Genomic DNA, 22431 nt, shown 5'->3' with positions numbered 1-22431 from the left:
GCTGCGGGGCCGGGGCCGGGGTCGGCTCGGGCTGCGCCGGGGCGGCCGGGGCCTCCTGCGCGGGGGCGGCGGCCGGGGCGGCACCCGCCTCGCCGATGACGGCGAGCTTGGCGCCGACCTCGGCGGTCTCGTCCTCGCCGACCACGATCTCCAGCAGCGTGCCGGAGGCGGGGGCGGGGATCTCGGTGTCGACCTTGTCGGTCGACACCTCGAGCAGCGGCTCGTCGGCCTCGACGCTGTCACCGACCGACTTCAGCCAGCGGGTGACGGTGCCCTCGGTGACGGACTCGCCGAGCGCGGGCAGGACCACGTCCGTGCCCTCGGCGGAACCGCCGCCGGCGGCGGCGTCGGCGGTGGGAGCGGGCGCCGGGGCGGCCTGCTCGGTGGACGGGGCGGCCGGGGCCGGCTCGGGAGCGGGCTCGGCGACCTGCTCGGCCTGCGGGGCCTCGGCGGCGGCTGGCGCGCCGCTGCCGTCGTCGATCAGGGCCAGCTCGGCGCCGACCTCGACCGTCTCGTCCTCGGCGACCTTGATGGAGGCCAGGACACCGGCGGCGGGGGCGGGGATCTCGGTGTCGACCTTGTCGGTCGACACCTCGAGCAGCGGCTCGTCGGCCTCGACTCGCTCACCCTCGGCCTTCAGCCAGCGGGTGACGGTGCCCTCGGTGACGCTCTCGCCGAGCGCCGGAAGGGTTACGGAAACCGCCATGGTTTCGGTTGCTCCTTACGGAAAGTGCGGAAGTCTGTCGTCGCGTTCGTCGACCGAGGGGTCAGTCGTGCGCGTGGAGGGGCTTGCCGGCCAGGGCCAGGTGGGCCTCGCCGAGCGCCTCGTTCTGGGTCGGGTGGGCGTGGATGAGCTGCGCGACCTCGGCGGGCAGCGCCTCCCAGTTGTAGATCAGCTGGGCTTCGCCGACCTGCTCGCCCATGCGGTCGCCGACCATGTGGACGCCGACGACGGCACCGTCCTTGACCTGGACGAGCTTGATCTCGCCCGCGGTGTTCAGGATCTTGCTCCTGCCGTTGCCCGCGAGGTTGTACTTCAGAGCGACGACCTTGTCCGCACCGTAGATCTCCTTGGCCTTGGCCTCGGTGATGCCGACGGAGGCGACCTCGGGGTGGCAGTACGTCACCCGGGGGACACCGTCGTAGTCGATCGGAACGGTCTTCAGACCGGCCAGGCGCTCCGCCACCAGGATGCCCTCGGCGAAGCCGACGTGCGCGAGCTGGAGGGTCGGGACGAGGTCGCCGACGGCGGAGATGGTCGGCACGTTGGTGCGCATGTACTCGTCGACCAGGACGTAGCCGCGGTCCATCGCGACGCCCTGCTCCTCGTAGCCCAGGCCCTGGGAGACCGGGCCGCGGCCGATGGCGACCAGCAGCACCTCGGCCTCGAACTGCTTGCCGTCGGCGAGGGTGACCTTCACACCGTCCTGGGTGTACTCGGCCTTCTCGAAGAAGGTGCCCAGGTTGAACTTGATGCCGCGCTTGCGGAAGGCGCGCTCCAGCAGCTTGGAGGAGTTCTCGTCCTCGACCGGGACGAGGTGCTTCAGGCCCTCGACGATCGTGACCTCGGTGCCGAAGGACTTCCACGCGGAGGCGAACTCGACGCCGATGACACCGCCGCCCAGGATGATCGCGGACTTCGGCACGCGGTCCAGGACGAGGGCGTGGTCGGACGAGATGATCCGGTCGCCGTCGATCTCCAGGCCCGGCAGCGACTTCGGCACGGAGCCGGTCGCGAGGAGCACGTGGCGGCCCTGGACACGCCGGCCGTTCACGTCGACGGAGGTCGGCGAGGACAGCCGGCCCTCACCCTCGATGTAGGTCACCTTGCGCGAGGCGACGAGTCCCTGCAGGCCCTTGTACAGGCCGGCGACCACGCCGTCCTTGTACTTGTGGACACCGGCGATGTCGATGCCCTCGAGCGTGGCCTTCACACCGAACTGCTCGCTCTCGCGCGCCTGGTCGGCGATCTCGCCCGCGTGCAGCAGCGCCTTGGTGGGGATGCATCCTCGGTGCAGGCAGGTGCCGCCGACCTTGTCCTTCTCGATCAGGGCGACGTCCAGGCCCAGCTGTGCCCCGCGCAGTGCCGCGGCGTAACCACCGCTGCCACCGCCGAGGATCACTAGGTCGAAAACGGTGCTGGCGTCGTTCGCCACGTCACGTCCTCCATGCATGTGCGCCGTACGCCGGTCTTCACTGACCGGCAGGCGGCTGGTGTCCGGCCGCTCGTTCTTCGGCCCTTGAGGTGGGCCCTGTCCTGCCGAGCCCCATCTTCGCACTTGTCGACACACAAAGAGACGCCGGGCTGCTGTGTGAGACGCCCCACGTTCGGATCAGAGACGCCCCGAAGGGGGGCACGCCCTCAAGGGGCGCGGGGAACTGCGCGAACAGCCCCCACGCCCCCGCACCCGCCACACAACGGGCGAGATCGAGCTCTCAGGCGAAACTCAGCCCAGGTCACCCGCGGCGGTCAGCTCGGCCAGCCTCACCAGCGTCCGCACACCACTGCCCGTACCGCCCTTCGGCGTGTACCCGAAAGGCCCGCCCTCATTGAAGGCCGGCCCCGCGATGTCGAGGTGCGCCCAGGTGATCCCCTCACCGACGAACTCGCGCAGGAACAGTCCGGCGACCAGCCCGCCGCCCATCCGCTCACCCATGTTCGCGATGTCGGCCGTGGGGGAGTCCATCCCCTTGCGCAGGTGCTCCGGCAGCGGCATCGGCCACGCCGGCTCCCCGACCTCCTCGGCGGCCTCGTGCACCGCCGCGCGGAACGCGTCGTCGTTGCTCATGATCCCGAACGTCCGGTTCCCCAGCGCCAGCACCATCGCCCCGGTCAGCGTCGCGACGTCCACGATCGCGTCCGGCTTCTCCTGCGACGCCGCCCACAGGGCGTCCGCGAGCACCAGCCGGCCCTCGGCGTCGGTGTTGAGCACCTCCACCGTCTTGCCGCTGTACATCCGCAGCACGTCACCCGGACGGGTCGCGGACCCGGAGGGCATGTTCTCGGCCAGGGCGAGCCAGCCGGTGACGTTGACCTCCAGCCCCAGCCGGGCCGCGGCCACGACCGCGGCGAACACCGAGGCCGCGCCGCTCATGTCGCACTTCATCGTCTCGTTGTGACCGGCCGGCTTCAGCGAGATGCCGCCCGAGTCGTAGGTGATGCCCTTGCCGACGAAGGCGAGGTGCTTCTTCGCCTTCGACGAGGTGTACGACAGCTTCACCAGCCGCGGCCCCGAAGCCGAGCCGGCACCCACGCCGAGGATGCCGCCGTAGCCGCCCTTGGCCAGGGCCCTCTCGTCGAGCACCTGCACCTTGATGCCGTGCTCCTTGGCCGCGGCCTGCGCGATCGCGGCGAACGCCTCGGGATTCAGGTCGTTCGGCGGGGTGTTGATCAGGTCGCGGGCGCGGTTGAGCTCCTCGGCGACGGCGACGGCGCGCTCGACGGCCGCCTTGTACGCCTTGTCACGGGGCTTGCCGCCGAGCAGGGCGACCTCGGCGAGGGGAGCCTTGCCGTTCTTCGCCTTGGGGTCCTTGCCGTTGTCCTTGTAGACGTCGAAGGAGTACGCGCCGAGCAACGCGCCCTCACCGATCGCGCCGGCGTCGGCGGCGTCGGTCAGGGGCAGGGCGAAGGCGGCCTTCTTGGACCCGGTCAGGGCGCGGGCGGCGATGCCCGCGGCCCTGCGCAGGGCCTCGGTGTCGTAGTCGGCGTCCTTCTCGGGGACCGCGCCCAGGCCCACCGCCAGCACGAGCGGTGCCTTGAAGCCGGACGGCGCCGGCAGCTTCGTCACCTCGCCCTCGGCACCGGAGGCGCCGAGGGTCTCCAGAACGCCGGCCAGCTTGCCGTCGTACGCCTTGTCCACGGCCTCGGCGCCCGGTGCGACGACCGGCCCCTTGGCACCCTTGGCGACACCGATCACGATGGCGTCGGCCCGCAGACCGGGCGCCGCGGCGGTGCTGAGAGTGAGAGCAGTCACGGTGGTGGAATCTCGCTTCCGATGTGAAGTTTCGGTGGTCGAACGGTGTGGGTCGACCGGGCCCGACAGCCGACCCTATTCCGACCTCAGGGTTCGGTACTCGCGGGGCCTTCCCCGGTGCGGCGAACACTCGACGTCGAGACTACGCGCGTGGCCCCGTTCGCTCATTCCTGCGGGTGTTCACCTCTCGGAGGCATGGTGGCCAGTTCACGATCTCTCACGCCGGTGAGCTGGGTCACGCTCATCGCGATCAGGTGAGCGCCCTGCTCGCCGCTCGCAGGAGTTTTTCGTGCTGCCCGGCGTCCCCCGGCAACGGCAGCAACCCCCGGCCGGGCCCAGCCCGGCCCCGTCGACGAACTCGCCGCCCGCCTCGACGACTTCGTGGGAGCGGCGGTCCGCCCCGACGAGATCGCGGCGCTCCTGGAGTCCGACGGGCTCGCCCGGCGGTCCAGGCCGTCGTGGTGTGCGCCCTGCTGGGGAGGGCAATCGCCAACCGATGAGCACTCTCCTGGTCCCGTACTACGAGCACCCGTCCGTCCGCCCCGCCGAATGGGACGCGATCGTGGCGGCCGCGCCCCGTCTCTACGGCGTCGTCCTCAACCCGGCCGGCGGCCCGGGCGACCGCCCCGACGGGGCCTTCGCCGAGGTCGCCGCCCGGCTGCGGTCGGCGGGCGGGCGGATCCTCGGGTACGTCGACACCGACCACGGCCGCCGCGCCACCACCGACGTCGTCCGCGACCTCACCCGGCACCGCGACTGGTACGGCACCGACGGGGCCTTCCTCGACCAGGTGCCCTCGGGGCGCGAGTCGTTCGAGTACTACCAGCGGCTGGCCGTGGCCGCGTGGGGCGTCGGCTGCGGCACCCTCGTCCTCAACCACGGCACGGCACCGCACCCCTGCTACGCCCGCGTCGCCGACGTCCTCGTCACCTTCGAGGGTCCGGCGGGCCTCGCCCGGGCCCGGGGCGCGGCGGTGCACTGCGCGGTGCCGGGCACCGGAGATCATCCTTGGGGCACACTGCCGTACACCCTGAACCTCGCGGATGACGCGGAGAACGTGGAGAACCCCCCTTGAGACGCCCGTCCCTGCTCGTCGCCCTGCTCGTCCTGCTCCTCGCGGGCTGCACCCGGGGCTCCGACGACACACCCGGCCCCCGCTGGCGGCCCCGCCCCGGCACCGCCTGGCAGTGGCAGCTCAGCGGGCGCCTGGACACCTCGGTCGACGTGCCGGTCTACGACATCGACGGGTTCGACCACTCCGAGGCCACGGTCGCCGGACTGCACGACGACGGACGCAAGGTCATCTGCTACCTCTCCACCGGCGCCTGGGAGGAGTTCCGCCCGGACGCCGGGGACTTCCCGAAGCCGGTCCTCGGCCGGGGCAACGGCTGGAAGGGCGAGCGCTGGCTCGACATCCGCCGCACGGACGTCCTGGAACCGCTCATGGCGGCCCGCGTCGACATGTGCCGCGACAAGGGCTTCGACGCCGTCGAGCCCGACAACATGGACGGCTACCGCAACGACACCGGCTTCCCTCTCACGGCGCAGGACCAGCTCCGCTACAACCGTCTCATCGCCCGCCTCGCCCACGACCGGGGCCTGGCCGTCGGGTTGAAGAACGACCTGGACCAGATCCCGGAGCTGGTCGACGACTTCGACTTCGCGGTCAACGAGCAGTGCGCCCAGTACGACGAGTGCCAAGCCCTCGAACCCTTCGTCGAGGCGGACAAGGCCGTCTTCCATGTGGAGTACGAGGTGCCCACCCGCCGCTTCTGCGCCGAGTCCCGCCGTCTGAAGCTGAGCTCGCTGCTCAAGAAGTACGAACTGGGGGCATGGCGGCGGGCATGCTGAAGCGGCGGGAGGACCGTGCCCGCCGATCGTTTCAGCCCAGTGACAGCACGACCAGCGCCGTCGTCGCCGCCGTCTCCGCCAGGCCGCCGAACACGTCCCCGGTGACCCCGCCCAAACGGCGCGTGCAGTGCCGCAGGAGCAACTCAGCGGCGACCAGCGAGAGGGCCACCGCGAGCACGGCCCGGGCCGCGTCGTACCACCCGAGGACGGCACCTCCCGCTGCCGCCGTCCCCGCGACCACGACGCCGGTGACCAGCGCCCCCCGCACCGGCACCACACCCGCGACCGCCGCCCCCAGGCCCTCCGGCCGCGCCGCCGGCACCCCGGCCCGTGCCGCCAGGGTCAGGGACAGCCGGGCCACGGTCGCGGAGACGACGGCGGCGAAGGCGCCCCGGGCCCAGGAGGCGTCGTAGGCCTGGGCGAGCGCGGCGGCCTGGGCGAGCAGGGCGAGCACGAGGGTGATGACCCCGAACGGCCCGATGTCCGACTGCTTCATGATCCGCAGCGCGTCCTCGGCGGGCTTCCCGCTGCCCAGCCCGTCGGCGGTGTCCGCGAGACCGTCCAGGTGCAGCCCACGGGTGAGAACGGCGGTGACGGCGACGGTGGCCACGGCGGCGAGCGGCCCGCCCGCACCGAGGAACAGCAGCACCAGCCCGAGGGCCGCCGCCGGGGCGCCGACCGCCAGCCCGGCCAGCGGAGCGCACAGCATGCCGCCCCGCGCCGCCCCGCGGTCCCACCGGGTCACCCGGACCGGGAACACCGTGAGGGTGCCGAAGGCGAAACGGAGACCGTCGAGGGGCGAGGTACTGGGCACCGGCGCAGGCTACCGGCCGGTCAGGAGGGCGGACACGCCGGTCGAGGATAAAGTTCACATATGGGATGGTTCGAGCGGAACATCGTGGAACCCGGCAAGCTGCCGTTGTTCCTCGCTCTCGTCTCCTTCGTCGTGACCTTCCTGGTCACCCGGGGCATCACCCGCCTCATCCGGGCCGGCAAGGGCCCCTTCGGCAACATCAGCAGCGGCGGCGTCCACGTGCACCACGTGGTCCCCGGGGTCATCCTGACGATCGCCGGCGGCTTCGGCGCGGTGGCGGGCGGTCAGTACGGTTTCGGTTCGTACCTCGCCGCGGTGATCTTCGGCATCGGCGCCGGCCTCGTCCTCGACGAGTTCGCCCTGGTCCTGCACCTCGCCGACGTCTACTGGACCCCGGACGGCCGCAAGAGCGTGGAGATGGTCGTGCTCACCGCCGCCCTCGGCGGCATGCTCCTGATCGGCTTCTCACCGCTGGGCGTCAACAACCTCTCCGAGGACCAGCAGCAGAACCGCGCCGTGGCCATCGTGACCGTCCTGGCGAACTTCCTGTTCGCCCTCATCGCCCTGTTCAAGGGCAAGGTCCGCCTCGCGGTGCTGGGGGTCGTCGTCCCCCTCGTCGCCCTGGTCGCCGCCGTACGGCTGGCCCGCCCCACCTCCCCGTGGGCCAAGCGGTTCTACCGCAGCCGCCCGCGCGCCCGCGCCAGAGCCGGCCTGCGGGCCTACCATCACGACCGCCGCTGGGCGGGACCCGGGCGCCGGTTCCAGGACTGGATCGGCGGCGCGCCCGATCCGGAGCCGGCCCGGTCCCTCGAACGCCGCTGACGCGCCGCGCCGGCCGCGCACAGCACCAGCACCGCCGCGATCGCCGCCAGGTGCTCCTTGCCCGCGAGGTTCTCCTTCACGGCGACCTCGACGACCATCGCCACGATCACAGCCCCGGCCGTGACGTACGCGCGGTGGCGCCATCCCACGTAGACGGCCAGCCCCACCACCGCCGCCGACGGCCCGGTGTCCACGACGTGCGCGTCCGAGGCCGGCAGACCGAGCGGACAGCCCGGGCCCAGCCAGGTGCCCAGCCGTGCGTACAGGGTGCCGGCGAGGGTCGCGGCATACGCGATGACCGTCGTCCGCCACCGGCCCACACTGAGCTCCGCCACGCCGAAAACCAGCAGGACCTGCAGCAGCGCACCCCACACCGGCAGGTCCAGCGCGGGCACGAACAGCGACAGCGGCGTCCGCAGCAGCGCGAGCCACAGCGGGTCCTCGGCCCGGACCGTACCGACGTCCTGCACGAACCGGTGACCCCACGACCGGCTGTGCGTGAAGTGCAGTACGGCCGTGAGGCACACGGCGGCCGTCGCCATCGGCACGGCCCGCCACCGCCGCTCCCGCAGCGGCCCGCGCACCGCCGCGTACAGCGGTCCCCATTCGGCGCGGGCCCAGCGGGCGAGCGTGCTCATCGGGTCGTCCTCGTCGTGCGTCGGTACCTCTGGGGGCGTCCGCGACTCAGTCGCACCGACACCACGTTCCAAGACCGACCGGAGGGGGACGAGGTTGAGCCGGGCGCGCGTGACCTGGCTCTCCCGGCGGCTACTGCCCGGCGGGAGCCTCGAACGCCCCGGGCTCCTGCTGCTCCTTCTGCTGCTCCGGCTCCTCCGGCTCCTCCGGCTCCTCCGGCTGCTCCGGCTTCTCCGGCAGCTCCGCCGCCAGTGCCGCCGCCGCCTGCACCAGGGGCAGCGCGAGCAGGCCCCCGGCGCCCTCCCCGACCGTCACCCCGTGAGTGAGCAGCGGCTCCAGGGCCATCCGGTCCAGCGCCTTGGCCTGCCCGGGCTCCCCGCTGTCGTGCGCGGCCAGCCACCAGTCCGGCGCCCGGAACGCGACCCGCTGCGCGACCAGCGCGCAGGCGGCCGTCACGACCCCGTCGAGCACCACCGGCAGCTTCCGCACCGCGCTCTGCAGCAGGAAGCCCGTCATCGCGGCGAAGTCCGCGCCGCCCACCGTCGCCAGCAGCCGCAACTGGTCCCCGAGCACCGGCCGGGCCCGGCGCAGCGCGTCACGGATCGCCGCGCACTTGCGCATCCACGCCAGGTCGTCGATGGCCAGGCCGCCCCGCCCGGTCACCACCGACGCGTCGACCCCGCACAGCGCCGCGACCAGCACGCCCGCGACCGTGGTCCCGCCGACGCTCACATCGCCGAGCACCACCAGATCCGTACCGGAGTCGGCCTCCTCGTCGGCCACCGCGACCCCCGCCCGGAACGCCGCCTCGGCCTCCTCCAAGGTCAGCGCGTCCTCGACGTCGATCCGCCCGCTGCCGCGCCGCACCCGGTGCCGGACGACGTCCTCGGGCAGGGAGCCGGGGTCGCAGTCCAGGGCCATGTCGACGATCCGCACCGGCACGCCCAGCCGCCGCGCCAGCACCGAGACCGGCCGGCCACCCTCCAGCACCTCGCGCACCAACTCCGCGGCGCCGCCCGCCGGACGGGCCGAGACGCCCAGCTCGGCGACGCCGTGGTCACCCGCGAAGAGCACCACCCGCGGCCGTTCGACCGGCCGCACCGGCACCGCCGACTGCGCCGCCGCCAGCCACTCACCCAGCTCGTCGAGCCAGCCCAGCGATCCGGGCGGCACGATCTGCCGCTCCCGGCGTGCCTCGGCGTCACGGCGGACCCCGCCGTCCGGACGCTCGATCAGATCGGTGAAGTCGTCGAGATTAAGCGAGCTCATTCGCCGAACAGTACCGGCCCCGGTCGAACGCCACGGTGCCACATCGCGACTCCACCGCGGCGACGTCGTTGCACCCAAGATCGGCATCCCATACGTTCCGTTTTGCAGCGGATTGTCGTGCGTCCCTGCCGTACGCCTCGCGCCCGGGAGCCGCCCATGCCCGCATCCTCCACTCCCTCGTCCACTCCTTCGACGTCCCTCGCCGCCCAGGCGACCGCCCGCGTCCACGAACCACACCGTCAGGACTGCCCCTGGTGCGGCTCCACCCGCCTGCGGAACCGCCTGCGCACCGGTGACCTGCGGCAGTACAAACCGGGCACCTTCACCGTCGACGAGTGCCGGGACTGCGGCCACACCTTCCAGAACCCCCGCCTCACCTTCGAGGGGCTCGCCCTCTACCACCGCACGGTGCGCGGGGCACCGGTGGACCACGCGTCCGACGCGCTCCTCGCCCTGCGCTCCGGTCGGGTCCGCCACCGCTCGGCCGCCCGCGCGATGCTGCGCTTCGGGGAGCCGGAGAGCTGGCTGGACATCGGGACGGGCCACGCCCGCTTCCCGGCGACGGCCCGGGAGTTCTTCCCGTACACCGCGTTCGACGGCCTCGACCCGACCCCCCGCGTGGTCCGCGCCCGCTCGGCCGACCGCGTCGAGGAGGCCCATGTCGGCCGGCTGACGGACCCCCTGATCGCGGCCCCGCTGCGCGCCCGCTACGACGTGGTCAGCATGCTCCACCACCTCGAGGGCACCCCGGACCCCCGAGCGGAACTCCACGCCGCCCTGGACGTCCTGCGTCCAGGCGGGCACCTGCTCATCGAGACCGTGAACCCCCGCAGCGGGTACGCCGCGCTGCTGGGCCGCTGGTGGCTCGGCTACGACCAGCCCCGCCATCTGCACCTGCTTCCCCCGCGAAACCTCAGAGCCGAGCTGGAGGCGGCCGGCTGCACGATCGTCGTCCTGGACCACCGCCCCACCCACAGCCCCCACGACCTGTCGGGCGCCACGGCCCTCGCCCTCTCCCACGCCCTGCCGGCCCCCGACACCCCCTGGCGAGCGCTCCCCCCACCCCCACTGCGCCGGCACGCGCGGGAAGCCCTCCTGCGAGCGGGCATCCCCCTGGTGGCCGCAGCCGCGGCGGCGGACCACCTGCTGGCGCCCCTGGCCCGCCGCACCCGCCTCGCGAACACGTACCGGGTCATCGCCCGCAAAGCCACTTAGCCGCCCAGCTGCGGGCAGTCGCGCCGCTCAGGGCGGCACGGGTGGGCGATGGGGGTCCCCCTGCTCATGGGGGTCCCCCCTGTTCGAGCGAAGCCGAGAACTTGGGGGAGAAGCTGAGAGCTTGGGGGAGGCACCCCGCACCGCCGGGCTGCGCAACGCCCCGGCCACGGCCCCGACGCCCCGCACCTCTCACCCCCGCAGCACGACCGCCTGCCCCGCCACCACCAACAGCACGTGCTCGCACTCGTCCGCGAACCCGGCGTTCAACCGCCCGAGCTCATCCCGGTACCGCCGCCCCGACGCGGTCGACGGCACGATCCCCGACCCCACCTCGTTCGACACGGCGACCACGGTCCGCCGAGTAGCACGCACCGCCTCCGTCAACTCCCGCACCCTCTCCCGCAGCACCTTCTCCCCCCGCTCCGCCCACACCGCGTCGTCCCACGCCCCGGCGGCATCCATCGCATCCGTCAGCCACAACGACAGACAGTCGATGAGCAGGGGCGGCCCCTCCGCCTGAAGCAACGGCACCAGATCGCACGTCTCCACCGTGTGCCACGAACCCGGCCGCCGCTCCCGGTGCGCGGACACCCGCGCCGACCACTCGGTGTCCCCGTTCCGCGACCCGCCCGTCGCCACGTACAGCACGTCCGGGAAGGCCTCCAGCCTCCGCTCGGCCTCCACCGACTTGCCCGACCGCGCCCCGCCCAGCACCAGCGTGCGCCGCGGCACGTCCGGCACGTCCTCGTACGCGCCCACCGCCAGCGTCACCCCGTCCGGCACGGCCCGCGCCCCGGCCGCCGCGAGCCGCCGCCCGAGCTCGGGCCCAGGCGGCACGTCGTGGTCCAGATGGACGGCGACCACATCCGTCGTCGGCCCGACCGCCCCCGTCGCCCGCAGCTTCGCCAGCGCGTCCGGCCGCCCCACCACATCCAGCAGGACCATGTCGTAGGCCTCGGCCGGCTTTTCGAGCCCCGCCGGCGCCCCGCCCGGCGGCAGGTACAGCAGCCGCTGCCCCTCCGGCCCGGTCACCGCGTACCCCGTCCCCGGCGCGTCCAGCGCCACAGCCCGGACCCGGTGACCCGTCAGCAGCGTCAGCTCCCGCCCGTCCGGCACCCGCCCGGGTTGCGGCAGCCCGGCCGGCACCTCCACCGGGGGCCCCTCGTGCGGATGCGACAGCAGCACCTGCCGCACGCCGGTCAGAGACCGGCCGGCCCGGGCCGCCGCGAACGCCGCTCCGGGCGTCAGGTCGAGCAGCAGCGCCCCGTCCAGGAGCAGCGCGGCGGCGGCCCGCGCGTCGGGGCCGACAGCGGCCGCGCAGGCCGCACAGGGACAGTCCGGGCGGGGCAGCCCCTCAGGGGCACCGGTACCGAGCAAAGTGAGTTCCACGCCCCGATTCTCACCCGCGGACCTGGGACATGCGTGATGGGAGACGCCCTGAAGGGGCGCGGGCCGTATCGATGTGCGGCTCCGCCGCGCGGGCGTGACCGGCCTCCCACGACCCGCACCCGCCCAATATCCCGCACACCTGACCACATGTCCCGCCCCACCCAGCGGAGCGCTTACGCTCTGGTGAGGAGCCGGACCAAGATCCGGCTCTCGCTGTGCAGTGTGCTCAGACATGGGAGGCGTACATGGCGGCATGGACGTGGCGGTTCGAGAAGACGGACGGGACGGAGGTCCAGCCCGCGGTGCCGCCGGAGGAGTTCCCCACCCAGGGGGACGCCGAGTCCTGGATCGGGGAGCACTGGAAGGCCCTCCAGGAGGGCGGCGCCGACCAGGTGCGGCTGTTCGAGGACTCCACGGAGATCTACGGGCCGATGAGCCTGCACGCGGCCGAGGCGTGAGCCCGGGGCGGGGGCCGACGGTCCCCGCCCACTCTCCCCGCCGCGCGGTTCAGCCCCGTACGCCGCACAGGTGCAGCAGCGCCGCCACCCCGCGGTACGGATCGGTCCGCCCGGCTTTCTCCTCCACCGCGAGCAGCGTCTCCACGTCGGCCGGTACCTCCGTGCCGTCCGACGCCGTGTCGGTGAAGACCCGCACCCCGTACCAGGCGTGCAGCGGCGCCCCGATCCCGGCGAGCGTCGCCGTCAGGTCCTTCAGCCGGTCGGCCCGCACGTCGAGCCCGAGGCGGTTCCGGTAGGAGACCGTGTCGAAGGCGGCCAGCGCGCCCGCCCAGTCGCCGGACAGCCCCGGTCGTACGGCGAGCGCGTCCCCGTTGCGCACCAGCAGGGACAGCAGTCCGCCCGGTGCCAACATCCGGGCCAGCCCCGCCAGCAGCGGGTCGGGCTCCTCCACGTACATCAGGACGCCGTGGCACAGCACCACATCGAAGCTGCCGGGCAGGAAGTGCACCCCGGTGTCCCGGCCGTCGCCCTCGATGATCCGCATCCGCTCCCGGATGCCCTCCGGTTCCCCCGCGAGCGCCTCCCGGGCCACGGCGATCATCTTCGCGTCCTGCTCCAGACCGGTCACCCGGTGCCCGGCCCGGACCAGGCGCAGCGCCTGAGTGCCCTGCCCCATCCCCACGTCGAGCACCCGCAGCCGCTGCCCGACCGGGAACCGCCCGACTATCTGCTCGTCCAGCTGGCGGGCCACCAGCTCCTGCCGGACGACATCGCGCAGCTCGCCCGGCCCGTCCAGCCAGGCATCCGCCGCACCCCCGGAGAACGGCGTCGTGGTCAGGGCCGCTCTCCGCGCTTGACCTGCGGCTTCGGCAGCCGGAGCCGGCGCATCTGGAGCGAGCGCATCAGGGCGTAGGCGACGGCGCCGCGCTTGTTCTCACCCGCGAAACGCTCGTTCAGCTGCTTCTTCAGGCGGAACGAGGTGACGAACGAGTCGAGCACGATCAGCACGATCACCACGAGCCACAGCAGCAGCGCGATGTTCTGCAACGCCGCCTGCCGCACCATGCTCAGCACGAGGATGACCACGGCCATCGGCAGGAAGAACTCCGCGATGTTGAACCGCGAGTCGATGAAGTCACGCGCGAACCGGCGGACCGGCCCCTTGTCACGCGCGGGCAGGTACCGCTCGTCGCCGCTGGCGAGCGCCTGGCGCTGCCGCTCCAGCGCGGCACGGCGCTCCTCGCGCTGGCGCTTGGAAGCCTCCTTGCGCGTCATCGACGTGTTGGCCACGCTGCGGCGCTGGCTCTGGGCCTGGCTGCGCTTCGGCGTGGGGCGGCCCTTGGGGGCCTGGGGATCGCGGGGCTGCTTGGAGAAGTTCACCGGCGCCTTGTCGGCTGCCTGGGCCTTCTCATCCTTCGCACGGCTACGGAACACAAAACCCAAGGGTAAGGGCTTCCGGGCATGGACCCCAGCCCCGTGGGGAACGATCCGGCAACACCAGTCGTCAGTAAGGGGACAGAGGGGACGTTGCGTACGCACCCGGTCGTTCCCCGGGATGTACGCCTCCGGTAACCCCGGGGACCACCTACTCCCTACGCCGGAGCGGGAGCGCGCGCAGTCGTCCTCGGGGATGAGCGCATCCGTCCCCTGACAGTGCGGTAATGGATGCAGGGCCCGTACTGTGGGTTCTGTCGCAGGAGCTGGAGCCGGAGTCGGTCAGAAGGGGGCGCGCGAAGCCCATGAGCGGTGTCATGAAGCGTATGGGGATGATCTTCCGCGCGAAGGCGAACAAGGCCCTTGACCGGGCCGAGGACCCGCGCGAGACCCTCGATTACTCGTACCAGAAGCAGCTGGAGCTGCTGCAGAAGGTCCGCCGCGGCGTCGCCGACGTGGCGACCTCCCGCAAGCGTCTGGAACTCCAGATGAACCAGTTGCAGTCGCAGTCCACCAAGCTGGAGGAGCAGGGCCGCAAGGCGCTCGCGCTGGGCCGTGAGGACCTGGCCCGTGAAGCGCTGTCCCGCCGCGCCGCCCTCCAGCAGCAGGTGACCGACCTGGAGACCCAGCACGCGACGCTCCAGGGCGAGGAGGAGAAGCTCACCCTCGCGGCCCAGCGGCTCCAGGCCAAGGTCGACGCCTTCCGCACCAAGAAGGAGACGATCAAGGCGACGTACACGGCGGCCCAGGCGCAGACCCGGATCGGCGAGGCGTTCTCCGGCATCTCGGAGGAGATGGGCGACGTCGGCCTGGCGATCCAGCGCGCCGAGGACAAGACGGCCCAGCTGCAGGCCCGCGCCGGCGCGATCGACGAGCTGCTCGCCTCCGGTGCCCTGGACGACCCGTCCGGCATGCACAAGGACGACATCCAGGCCGAGCTGGACCGGCTCTCCGGTGGTACGGATGTAGAGCTGGAGTTGCAGCGCATGAAGGCCGAGCTGGCCGGAGGCTCCAGCGGCGGGCAGCAGGCCATCGAAGGTGGCACGAGCCAGCAGCAGTCGCAGCAGCAGCCGCAGGACACCCCGCGCTTCGACAAGCAGTAGGGGTCCACGCCTAGGAGGGCGACATGATCGTACGGATCATGGGGGAGGGCCAGGTGAGGCTGGCCGACGGCCACCTCGCCGAGCTGGACAAGCTGGACGACGAGCTCCTGGCGGAAATGGAGAACGGCGACGGCCCGGGCTTCCGCCGCACACTGCACGCCCTGCTGATCAAGGTCCGGGAACTCGGCGACCCCCTCCCCGACGACTCCCTGGAGCCCTCGGAACTGATCCTCCCGTCCCCGGACGCGACCCTGGAGGAGGTCAGGGAGCTCCTCAGCGACGACGGCCTGATCCCCGGATGACCTAGAAACCAGGGCCTGGCGTTCGGATCACGCCGCAGACGCGGGGCCTGCCCGCGGGCAGTTGTACCGCCGTCCGCGGGCAATCGTGCCGCCAAGGGCGGCACGGGTGGGCGCGGGCGGCACCCCGCAGCGCCGGGCTGCGCAACCCCCCGCCTCCGGCCCCGACGCCGAGCACCTCACAACAGGCCTTCCGCCCCCACCCCCATACCCCCGCACACCCACCCCGGCTACCGTAAACACCCGTGAGCACCCTCGCGCGGGCCAAACACCAGGCCAAGGCGCACCCCCTGGCCCTGGACGCCGCCCTCGCCGCAGCCGTCCTGGCCTGCATGGTCGCCGGCTCGTTCGTGGAGCCCCGCCACTCCGGCAACGTCAGCTGGCACCTCCGCACCCCCGACCCCCTCAGCCTGATCCTCATCACCCTCGGCGCCGCCGCCCTGGTCTTCCGCCGCCGCGCCCCCGGGACGGTCCTCGCCCTCACCGGCACGCTCTCCGTGATCGAGTCCGTCACCGGCGACCCCCGCGCCCCCGTCGCCATGTCCGCGGTCATCGCCCTCTACACCGTCGCCTCCACCACCGACCGCCCCACCACCTGGCGCGTCGGCCTGCTCACCATGACCGTCCTGACCGGCGCGGCCATGGCCGCCGGGCCACTGCCCTGGTACGCCCAGGAGAACCTCGCGATCTTCGCCTGGACCGGCATCGGCGCCACCGCCGGCGACGCGGTCCGCAGCCGCCGCGCCTTCGTCCAGGCCATCCGCGAACGCGCCGAACGCGCCGAACGCACCCGCGAGGAGGAGGCCCGCCGCCGGGTCGCCGAGGAACGCCTGCGCATCGCACGGGACCTGCACGACGTCGTCGCCCACCACATCGCCCTGGTCAACGTCCAGGCCGGTGTCGCCGCGCACGTCATGGACAAGCGCCCCGACCAGGCCAAGGAGGCACTCGGGCACGTCCGTGAGGCCAGCCGCTCCGCCCTCGACGAACTCCGCGCCACGGTCGGTCTGCTGAGGCAGTCCGGCGACCCGGAGGCCCCCACCGAGCCCGCGCCCGGCCTCGACCGCCTCGACGAACTCACCGGCACCTTCCGCAATGCCGGCCTGCACATCGAGGTCGCCCGCGCCGACCAGGGCACGGAGCTCCCCGCAGCCGTCGGCCTGGCCGCCTACCGGATCATCCAGGAGGCCCTCACCAACGTGCAGAAACACGCCGGAACGCAGGCCAGGGCCGAGGTCAGCGTCGTACGGGTGGGGCCCAACATCGAGATCACCGTCCTCGACGACGGCACCGGCGAGGACGAGGCCCCCGGCAGCGGCGGCGGGCACGGCCTGCTGGGCATGCGCGAGCGCGTCACCGCCCTGCGCGGCACCCTCACCACCGGTCCCCGCTACGGCGGCGGGTTCCGCGTCCATGCCATCCTGCCCGTCAAGCACCGCACACCGAACGGGGAGGGCCCCGCATGACCATCCGTGTCCTGCTCGCCGACGACCAGGCGCTGCTCCGCAGCGCCTTTCGGGTGCTCGTCGACTCCGAGCCCGACATGGAGGTGGTCGGCGAGGCCTCCGACGGCGCGGAGGCGGTCCGGCTGACGAAGGAGCAGCGCCCCGACGTCGTCCTCATGGACATCCGGATGCCGGGCACCGACGGTCTCGCCGCGACGGGCATGATCAGCGCCGACCCCGCCCTCGCGGAGGTCCGCGTGGTCATCCTGACGACCTTCGAGGTCGACGACTACGTCGTGCAGTCGCTGCGCGCCGGCGCCTCCGGCTTCCTCGGCAAGGGCTCCGAGCCGGACGAGCTGCTGAACGCCATCCGGATCGCGGCGGGCGGCCAGGCCCTGCTGTCCCCGGCGGCCACCACCGGCCTGATCGCCCGCTTCCTCGCCACGGACCCGGCCGACGAGGACCGCGACCCGGCTCGCGGCGAGCGGCTCGACTCGCTCACCGTCCGGGAGCGCGAGGTGCTGGTCCAGGTGGCGGGCGGCCACTCCAACGACGAGATAGCCGAGCGGCTGGAGGTCAGCCCGCTGACGGTGAAGACGCACGTCAACCGGGCCATGGCGAAGCTCGGGGCCCGGGACCGGGCCCAACTCGTGGTCATCGCCTACGAGTCGGGCCTGGTCCGTCCAAGGGTGGACTGAACTCTCCCCGGCGTACTGCGGCCGGAGTATGCGCCCCATAAGGAAATGGACCTGGGGGCTAGGAAACAGGCTCTTCCCATGGCCCAGGGTGTAAGGGGCCCTTGCGCTGTGAGCGCCCGGGTCGCGCGGCCTGGCACCGCACCTCGCCGCGTTGCCGAAAAGCCCTGGTAGCTCCGCTACGAGGGCTTCCCGGCGCCTTGCGATGCACGGCACCAGACCACGCGACCGGATCGGACGCTCACAACGCAAGGGCCCCTGGCGGGCGCTCATCTGCGCGCCCGCTGCCGCTTCTGCCGTTAACAGGAGAGAGACCCTCACCCATGTCCTGGCTGTCCAGATTCAGCCTCGCGCAACGGGCCCTGATCGGGCTGATCTCGATCATCGCGCTCGTCTTCGGGGCGATCGCGATACCCCAGCTCAAGCAGCAACTGCTGCCCACCATCGAACTGCCCGTGGTGTCCGTGCTGGCGCCCTATCAGGGCGCGTCCCCGGACGTGGTCGAGAAGCAGGTCGTCGAGCCCATCGAGGACAGCCTCGAGGCCGTCGACGGCATCAGCGGCGTCACCTCCACCGCCAGCGAGGGCAACGCCGTGATCATGGCGTCCTTCGACTACGGCAGCGGCACCGAGCAGCTCGTCGCCGACGTCCAGCAGGCCGTCAACCGGGCCCGCGTCCAGCTCCCGGACGACGTCGACCCGCAGGTCGTCGCCGGTTCCACGGACGACATCCCGACCGTCGTCCTCGCCGTCACCTCCGGCCGCGACCAGCAGGCCCTGGCCGACCGGCTCGACAAGACCGTCGTACCGGACCTGAAGAGCATCGACGGCGTCGGCCAGGTCACGGTCGACGGTGTGCGCGACCTCCAGGTCGCCGTCACCCCGGACGACGCGAAGCTGGCGAAGGCCGGTCTCACCCCGCAGTCCCTCGTCCAGGCCCTGCAGGCGGGCGGCGCGACCGTCCCGGCCGGCTCCTTCGACGAGGACGGCGCCAACCGCACCGTCCAGGTCGGCGGCGGCCTCACCTCGCTGAAGCAGATCCAGGACCTGATGGTCACCGGCGAGCCCGGCAAGGGCGAGCCGGTACGCCTCGGCGACGTCGCCACGGTGAAGCAGCAGCAGGCCCCGGCCGACTCCATCACCCGCACGGACGGCAAGCCCAGCCTCGCCGTCGCCGTCACCATGGACCGCGACGGCAGCGCGGTCGCGATCTCCGACGCCGTCCAGGACATGCTCCCGGACCTGCGGGAGGACCTCGGCTCCGGCGCGAACCTCACGGTCGTCAGCGACCAGGGCCCGGCCGTGTCGAAGTCCATCAAGGGCCTCACCACCGAGGGCGCGCTCGGTCTGCTCTTCGCCGTCTTGGTGATCCTGGTCTTCCTGGCCTCGATCCGCTCCACCCTGGTGACGGCGGTGTCCATCCCGCTGTCCGTGGTCCTCGCCCTGATCGTGCTGTGGACGCGCGACCTGTCGCTGAACGTCCTGACGCTCGGCGCCCTCACCATCGCCATCGGCCGGGTCGTCGACGACTCGATCGTGGTCCTGGAGAACATCAAGCGCCACCTCGGCTACGGCGAGGAACGCCACTCCGCCATCCTCAACGCCGTCCGTGAGGTCGCGGGCGCGGTGACCTCCTCGACGCTCACCACGGTCGCCGTGTTCCTGCCGATCGGTCTGGTCGGCGGCATGGTCGGCGAGCTGTTCGGCTCGTTCAGCCTCACCGTCACGGCCGCGCTGCTGGCGTCCCTGCTCGTCTCCCTGACGGTCGTACCGGTCCTGTCGTACTGGTTCCTGCGCCCGCCCAAGGGCACCCCCGAGGACGCGGACGAGGCACGCCGCCTCGCGGAGGAGAAGGAGGCCAGGAGCCGCCTGCAGCGCGCCTACGTCCCGGTCCTGCGCTTCGCGACCCGCCGCCGCCTCACCAGCGTGGCCATCGCGATCGTCGTTCTCGTCGGCACGTTCGGCATGGCACCCCTGCTCAAGACGAACTTCTTCGACCAGGGCGAGGTGGAGGTCCTCACCGTCAAGCAGGAGCTGAAGCCCGGCACCAGCCTGGGGGCGACCGACACCCAGGCGAAGAAGGTCGAGGGGCTGCTCGCCGGCACCAAGGGCGTGAAGGACTACCAGGTCACGATCGGCTCGTCCGGCTTCATGGCGGCCTTCGGCGGCGGCACGGACACCAACCAGGCCTCCTACCAGGTGATGCTGGACGACTCGGCGTCGGCCGAGGACGTCCAGGACCGCGTCGAGAAGGGCCTGGCCGGGCTGAAGGGCATCGGCACCACCACCATCACCGCCGGTGACGGCTTCGGCGCCCAGGACCTCAGCGTGGTCGTGAAGGCGGCCGACTCCGGCGTCCTGCGCACGGCGGCCGAGCAGGTCCGCAAGGAGGTCGCCTCGCTCGACGACGTCACCGACGTCACCAGCGACCTCGCCCAGAGCGTGCCGCGTATCTCGGTCAAGGCGGGCGACAAGGCCGCCGCGGCCGGATTCAACGACCAGACCCTCGGCGCCGCCGTCGCCCAGGCGGTGCGCGGCACCAACGCCGCCAAGGCGGTCCTGGACGACACCGAGCGCGACGTCGTCATCCGCTCCGCGAAGCCCGCACGGACCCTCCAGCAGCTGAAGGACCTGCGCCTGGGCGGGGCGAAGCTCGGCGACATCGCGACGGTGAAGCTGGTCGACGGGCCGGTGTCCATGACCCGTATCGACGGCCAGCGCGCGGCCACCATCACCGCGAAGCCGACCGGCGACAACACGGGCGCGGTCAGCGCGCAGCTCCAGACCAAGATCAACGCACTGAAGCTCCCGGACGGCGCCACGGCGTCGATCGGCGGTGTCTCCGAGGACCAGGACGAGGCGTTCGCCAACCTGGGCCTGGCGATGCTGGCGGCCATCGCGATCGTCTTCATGCTGCTGGTCGGCACCTTCAGGTCCCTGGTCCAGCCGCTGATCCTGCTCGTCTCCATCCCGTTCGCCGCCACCGGCGCGATCGGCCTCCTGATCGCCACCGGCACCCCGATGGGCGTCCCGGCGATGATCGGCATGCTGATGCTGATCGGCATCGTGGTGACGAACGCGATCGTGCTGATCGACCTGATCAACCAGTACCGGCGGCAGGGCCACGGCGTCGTCGAGGCCGTGATCGAGGGCGGCCGGCACCGTCTGCGGCCTATCCTCATGACCGCCCTGGCGACCATCTTCGCCCTGCTGCCGATGGCCCTCGGCATCACCGGCGAGGGCGGCTTCATCGCCCAGCCGCTGGCCGTGGTCGTGATCGGCGGCCTGGTGACGTCGACCCTGCTGACGCTGCTGCTCGTCCCGACGCTGTACGCGATGTTCGAGCTCCGCAAGGAGCGCCGGGCGAAGAAGCGGGCGGCGAAGAAGGGCCTTCCGGGCCAGCGGGAGGCCGACCAGGAGCCGGAGCCGGCTCAGGTCTGACCCCGTACGCGCGACGAGGGGGGCGCCCCGTGGCTCATGGCCACGGGGCGCCCCCCTCGTCCGATGGAGCGGTCAGGCCTCATTGGAAGAGGGCGTCTCCGCCCTTGAGGGACGTGATGAACGCGTCCCAGGCGGTGGCTGGGACGAGCAGTGCGGGGCCGTGGGGGTTCTTGCTGTCGCGGACGGGGACGACGCCCGGGAAGTCCTCGGTGATCTCGACGCAATCGCCCCCGTTGGCGTTGCTGTGACTGCTCCGGCGCCACCGGGCAGAGTTCAGCTCGGGGGTGTGCTGCATGACTTGTAGTCCTCCATAGCGTCTCGGATCAGCTCTGCCGAGGCCGCCAGTGGGAGGGCGTTGGCGCGCAGCACTTCGTAGTGCCGCCGCCACTTTCTTGCCGAGTCCCGGTCCTCGTGGAGGTGGCCGACCTCGATGCCCTCCTCGTAGGCCACGGTAGAGCTGTTGGGAAGGGTCAGCAGGGTCACTGTGCCGCCCAACAGGTAGTGCGGACCAGCGCGGAAGGGCATCACCTGGACCTTGCTGTCCGGAGTATCCACCTGTTCGAGCAGCCGGGCCAGTTGTTTGAACATGCATTCCCTGCCGCCGACCTGTCGCCGGAGGACGGATTCGTCGATGATCGCCCATCGCAGAGGCGGTTCGGGCGAGCGAAGGCGGTCCTGCCGGGACAGGCGCGCGTTGACGCGTTCCTCCACCTGTTCCGGGGTCAGCTCCTCTCGGAGGCTGAGCTGCGCGTGGGCGTACTCCTTCGTCTGCAACAGTCCTGGGACGGCCTGAGCTACGAAAGTCTCGACGACCTCCGCCTGCGCCTCGAAGTCCATGAACCGGCGGTACTGGTCCGGATGTGCCTCTCGCTTGGCCAGTTCGTACAGCCCATGGAAGTGCTTGTCCGTGCCGAACGCCGCGTCCAGCCGGTCGGGCAGGTCCGGCGGAGGCATCAACTCGGCGGTCTCGATGCGGGCGAGTGTGCTCTTGCTGGAGTTCACGATGCCCGCGAGCTGTACGAGGGACAGCCCGGCTGTCTCGCGGTGACGGCGCTGCTCGGCGCCGAAGTAGTGGCGGGCGGAGAGGTACGGGGTGAGGGCCTGTGGCTTGAATGTCACGGTCCGGCCTTCCTGCTGATGTCGAGGTTGGTGTGGATGTCCCGTTCTCGGTCCCGGGACACGGCGCTCCTGTCGAGGGCACATGTCACAACGCGACGATGGAGGCACACACGGTAATCACCGGGTTTCACGCCTGTCAGTGGAATGGGCTGGAAGGAGCGACGGAAGATGATGCGCGACGGAACGGGTGCGCCCCTGAGGCTGCTGCCCTGGACCACTCCGGACGGACACCCGTGCTACCTCAGCACGGACGACGACGGCAGCCGGCTGTCCCGCATGGCCGACGAGTTGGAGGCCGAGCTGCTCGGCTCGGCCGCGTGCGTCCTCACTGCGGCCAGGTCGCTCCTGGACGAACCAACAGTGAGTGTCAGGGAGTTGCGGTTCACGGGGGAGCGACTCGCCGAGGCACTCAAGGACGCGCTGCGGATCGCGGCGAGCCGGGGTGCCCGACTGTCGGGCGAATGAGCA

Annotated in this window: 22 protein-coding genes; 11 read left to right on the top strand and 11 right to left on the bottom strand. The window is 72.1% G+C overall.

The features are described from left to right. From IE212_RS33845 to IE212_RS33835, 3 genes are all read right to left on the bottom strand, one after another. On the bottom strand, nucleotides 1-706 hold a 706-nt coding region (locus IE212_RS33845; RefSeq protein WP_308430281.1), incomplete at its 3' end, for a biotin/lipoyl-containing protein. Nucleotides 707-767: 61 nt separating this feature from the next. Then, nucleotides 768-2156: a dihydrolipoyl dehydrogenase gene (gene lpdA, locus IE212_RS33840; protein WP_190201825.1), complete on the bottom strand. Its 1389-nt coding sequence runs from the start codon at nucleotides 2154-2156 to the stop codon at nucleotides 768-770. A gap of 291 nt (nucleotides 2157-2447) precedes the next feature. Next, nucleotides 2448-3974, bottom strand: a complete 1527-nt coding sequence (locus IE212_RS33835) for a leucyl aminopeptidase (RefSeq protein ID WP_190201824.1) — start codon at nucleotides 3972-3974, stop codon at nucleotides 2448-2450. 496 nt (nucleotides 3975-4470) lie between these two features. Here IE212_RS33835 and IE212_RS33830 point away from each other — a divergent pair, with 496 nt between their 5' ends. Next, entirely contained in the window at nucleotides 4471-5049 is a 579-nt protein-coding gene (locus tag IE212_RS33830) for a spherulation-specific family 4 protein (RefSeq protein ID WP_190201823.1), read from the top strand. Continuing rightward, entirely contained in the window at nucleotides 5046-5825 is a 780-nt protein-coding gene (locus IE212_RS33825; RefSeq protein WP_190201822.1) for an endo alpha-1,4 polygalactosaminidase, read from the top strand. The genes IE212_RS33830 and IE212_RS33825 overlap by 4 nt, the downstream gene beginning before the upstream one ends. A 31-nt stretch (nucleotides 5826-5856) precedes the next feature. Here the strand turns inward: IE212_RS33825 and IE212_RS33820 are convergent, their stop codons facing one another. After that, nucleotides 5857-6639 (bottom strand): adenosylcobinamide-GDP ribazoletransferase, encoded by a 783-nt coding sequence (locus tag IE212_RS33820; protein ID WP_190201821.1) that lies wholly within the window; start codon nucleotides 6637-6639, stop codon nucleotides 5857-5859. A 60-nt stretch (nucleotides 6640-6699) separates the two neighbouring features. Here IE212_RS33820 and IE212_RS33815 point away from each other — a divergent pair, with 60 nt between their 5' ends. Then, nucleotides 6700-7461 (top strand): hypothetical protein, encoded by a 762-nt coding sequence (locus tag IE212_RS33815; RefSeq protein WP_190201820.1) that lies wholly within the window; start codon nucleotides 6700-6702, stop codon nucleotides 7459-7461. On the opposite strand, the gene IE212_RS33810 is transcribed toward IE212_RS33815, so the two are convergent. Both IE212_RS33810 and cobT read right to left on the bottom strand, forming a co-directional pair. Continuing rightward, complete coding sequence (locus IE212_RS33810; RefSeq protein WP_190201819.1) at nucleotides 7365-8099, bottom strand: hypothetical protein; 735 nt, start codon at nucleotides 8097-8099, stop codon at nucleotides 7365-7367. The two genes, IE212_RS33815 and IE212_RS33810, sit on opposite strands and share 97 nt — an antisense overlap. A gap of 130 nt (nucleotides 8100-8229) precedes the next feature. Continuing rightward, nucleotides 8230-9366 (bottom strand): nicotinate-nucleotide--dimethylbenzimidazole phosphoribosyltransferase, encoded by a 1137-nt coding sequence (cobT, locus tag IE212_RS33805; RefSeq protein ID WP_190201818.1) that lies wholly within the window; start codon nucleotides 9364-9366, stop codon nucleotides 8230-8232. Between the two features lie 156 nt (nucleotides 9367-9522). Here cobT and IE212_RS33800 point away from each other — a divergent pair, with 156 nt between their 5' ends. Beyond that, on the top strand, nucleotides 9523-10581 hold the full coding sequence (locus IE212_RS33800; protein WP_190201817.1) for a class I SAM-dependent methyltransferase: 1059 nt from the start codon (nucleotides 9523-9525) through the stop codon (nucleotides 10579-10581). A gap of 189 nt (nucleotides 10582-10770) precedes the next feature. Here IE212_RS33800 and IE212_RS33795 read toward each other — a convergent pair whose 3' ends face one another. Then, nucleotides 10771-11970 carry a bifunctional adenosylcobinamide kinase/adenosylcobinamide-phosphate guanylyltransferase gene (locus tag IE212_RS33795; RefSeq protein ID WP_190201816.1) on the bottom strand — a complete coding sequence of 400 codons (1200 nt, stop codon included), beginning with the start codon at nucleotides 11968-11970 and terminating at the stop codon, nucleotides 10771-10773. A 245-nt stretch (nucleotides 11971-12215) separates the two neighbouring features. Between IE212_RS33795 and IE212_RS33790 the strand changes: the two genes are divergently transcribed. Then, complete coding sequence (locus tag IE212_RS33790) at nucleotides 12216-12428, top strand: hypothetical protein (protein ID WP_190201815.1); 213 nt, start codon at nucleotides 12216-12218, stop codon at nucleotides 12426-12428. Between the two features lie 49 nt (nucleotides 12429-12477). On the opposite strand, the gene IE212_RS33785 is transcribed toward IE212_RS33790, so the two are convergent. Together IE212_RS33785 and IE212_RS33780 are read right to left on the bottom strand one after the other, a co-directional pair. Continuing rightward, entirely contained in the window at nucleotides 12478-13179 is a 702-nt protein-coding gene (locus tag IE212_RS33785; protein WP_190201814.1) for a class I SAM-dependent methyltransferase, read from the bottom strand. Nucleotides 13180-13262: 83 nt separating this feature from the next. Beyond that, nucleotides 13263-13862: a DUF3043 domain-containing protein gene (locus IE212_RS33780; RefSeq protein WP_190201813.1), complete on the bottom strand. Its 600-nt coding sequence runs from the start codon at nucleotides 13860-13862 to the stop codon at nucleotides 13263-13265. 317 nt (nucleotides 13863-14179) lie between these two features. Here IE212_RS33780 and IE212_RS33775 point away from each other — a divergent pair, with 317 nt between their 5' ends. The 5 genes from IE212_RS33775 to IE212_RS33755 all read left to right on the top strand — a co-directional run bounded on the left by IE212_RS33775 (nucleotide 14180) and on the right by IE212_RS33755 (nucleotide 20844). After that, nucleotides 14180-14965 (top strand): PspA/IM30 family protein, encoded by a 786-nt coding sequence (locus tag IE212_RS33775; protein WP_268250813.1) that lies wholly within the window; start codon nucleotides 14180-14182, stop codon nucleotides 14963-14965. A gap of 23 nt (nucleotides 14966-14988) precedes the next feature. Beyond that, complete coding sequence (gene pspAA, locus IE212_RS33770; RefSeq protein WP_190201812.1) at nucleotides 14989-15267, top strand: PspA-associated protein PspAA; 279 nt, start codon at nucleotides 14989-14991, stop codon at nucleotides 15265-15267. A gap of 242 nt (nucleotides 15268-15509) precedes the next feature. Next, nucleotides 15510-16730, top strand: coding sequence for a sensor histidine kinase (locus IE212_RS33765; RefSeq protein WP_190201811.1), 1221 nt, complete (start codon nucleotides 15510-15512; stop codon nucleotides 16728-16730). Beyond that, nucleotides 16727-17407: a response regulator gene (locus tag IE212_RS33760; RefSeq protein WP_190201810.1), complete on the top strand. Its 681-nt coding sequence runs from the start codon at nucleotides 16727-16729 to the stop codon at nucleotides 17405-17407. Before IE212_RS33765 ends, IE212_RS33760 begins: the two co-directional genes overlap by 4 nt. 320 nt (nucleotides 17408-17727) lie before the next feature. Next, complete coding sequence (locus IE212_RS33755) at nucleotides 17728-20844, top strand: efflux RND transporter permease subunit (protein ID WP_190201809.1); 3117 nt, start codon at nucleotides 17728-17730, stop codon at nucleotides 20842-20844. Between the two features lie 79 nt (nucleotides 20845-20923). On the opposite strand, the gene IE212_RS33750 is transcribed toward IE212_RS33755, so the two are convergent. Continuing rightward, nucleotides 20924-21139, bottom strand: coding sequence for a DUF397 domain-containing protein (locus IE212_RS33750; protein ID WP_190201808.1), 216 nt, complete (start codon nucleotides 21137-21139; stop codon nucleotides 20924-20926). Then, nucleotides 21118-21963, bottom strand: coding sequence for a helix-turn-helix domain-containing protein (locus tag IE212_RS33745; protein WP_190201807.1), 846 nt, complete (start codon nucleotides 21961-21963; stop codon nucleotides 21118-21120). The genes IE212_RS33750 and IE212_RS33745 overlap by 22 nt, the downstream gene beginning before the upstream one ends. Nucleotides 21964-22131: 168 nt before the next feature. On the opposite strand from IE212_RS33745, the gene IE212_RS33740 reads away from it, so the two are divergent. Further along, on the top strand, nucleotides 22132-22428 hold the full coding sequence (locus IE212_RS33740) for a hypothetical protein (RefSeq protein WP_190201806.1): 297 nt from the start codon (nucleotides 22132-22134) through the stop codon (nucleotides 22426-22428). The last annotated feature ends 3 nt before the right edge of the window (nucleotides 22429-22431 follow it).

Source organism: Streptomyces djakartensis, assembly GCF_014651075.1.
Lineage (GTDB): Bacteria > Actinomycetota > Actinomycetes > Streptomycetales > Streptomycetaceae > Streptomyces > Streptomyces djakartensis.
The sequence above is the reverse complement of the archived record's forward strand: the minus strand, read 5'-3'. Positions and strand labels throughout refer to the sequence as shown.

Bases quoted from the DNA above. Each gene is read 5' to 3' on its own strand.
- IE212_RS33830 (WP_190201823.1), top strand. From the start codon at position 4,471: ATGAGCACTCTCCTGGTCCCGTACTACGAGCACCCGTCCGTCCGCCCC.
- IE212_RS33815 (WP_190201820.1), top strand. From the start codon at position 6,700: ATGGGATGGTTCGAGCGGAACATCGTGGAACCCGGCAAGCTGCCGTTG.
- IE212_RS33810 (WP_190201819.1), bottom strand. From the start codon at position 8,099: ATGAGCACGCTCGCCCGCTGGGCCCGCGCCGAATGGGGACCGCTGTAC.
- cobT (WP_190201818.1), bottom strand. From the start codon at position 9,366: ATGAGCTCGCTTAATCTCGACGACTTCACCGATCTGATCGAGCGTCCG.
- IE212_RS33800 (WP_190201817.1), top strand. From the start codon at position 9,523: ATGCCCGCATCCTCCACTCCCTCGTCCACTCCTTCGACGTCCCTCGCC.
- IE212_RS33790 (WP_190201815.1), top strand. From the start codon at position 12,216: ATGGCGGCATGGACGTGGCGGTTCGAGAAGACGGACGGGACGGAGGTC.
- IE212_RS33775 (WP_268250813.1), top strand. From the start codon at position 14,180: ATGAAGCGTATGGGGATGATCTTCCGCGCGAAGGCGAACAAGGCCCTT.
- pspAA (WP_190201812.1), top strand. From the start codon at position 14,989: ATGATCGTACGGATCATGGGGGAGGGCCAGGTGAGGCTGGCCGACGGC.
- IE212_RS33760 (WP_190201810.1), top strand. From the start codon at position 16,727: ATGACCATCCGTGTCCTGCTCGCCGACGACCAGGCGCTGCTCCGCAGC.
- IE212_RS33755 (WP_190201809.1), top strand. From the start codon at position 17,728: ATGTCCTGGCTGTCCAGATTCAGCCTCGCGCAACGGGCCCTGATCGGG.
- IE212_RS33750 (WP_190201808.1), bottom strand. From the start codon at position 21,139: ATGCAGCACACCCCCGAGCTGAACTCTGCCCGGTGGCGCCGGAGCAGT.
- IE212_RS33740 (WP_190201806.1), top strand. From the start codon at position 22,132: ATGATGCGCGACGGAACGGGTGCGCCCCTGAGGCTGCTGCCCTGGACC.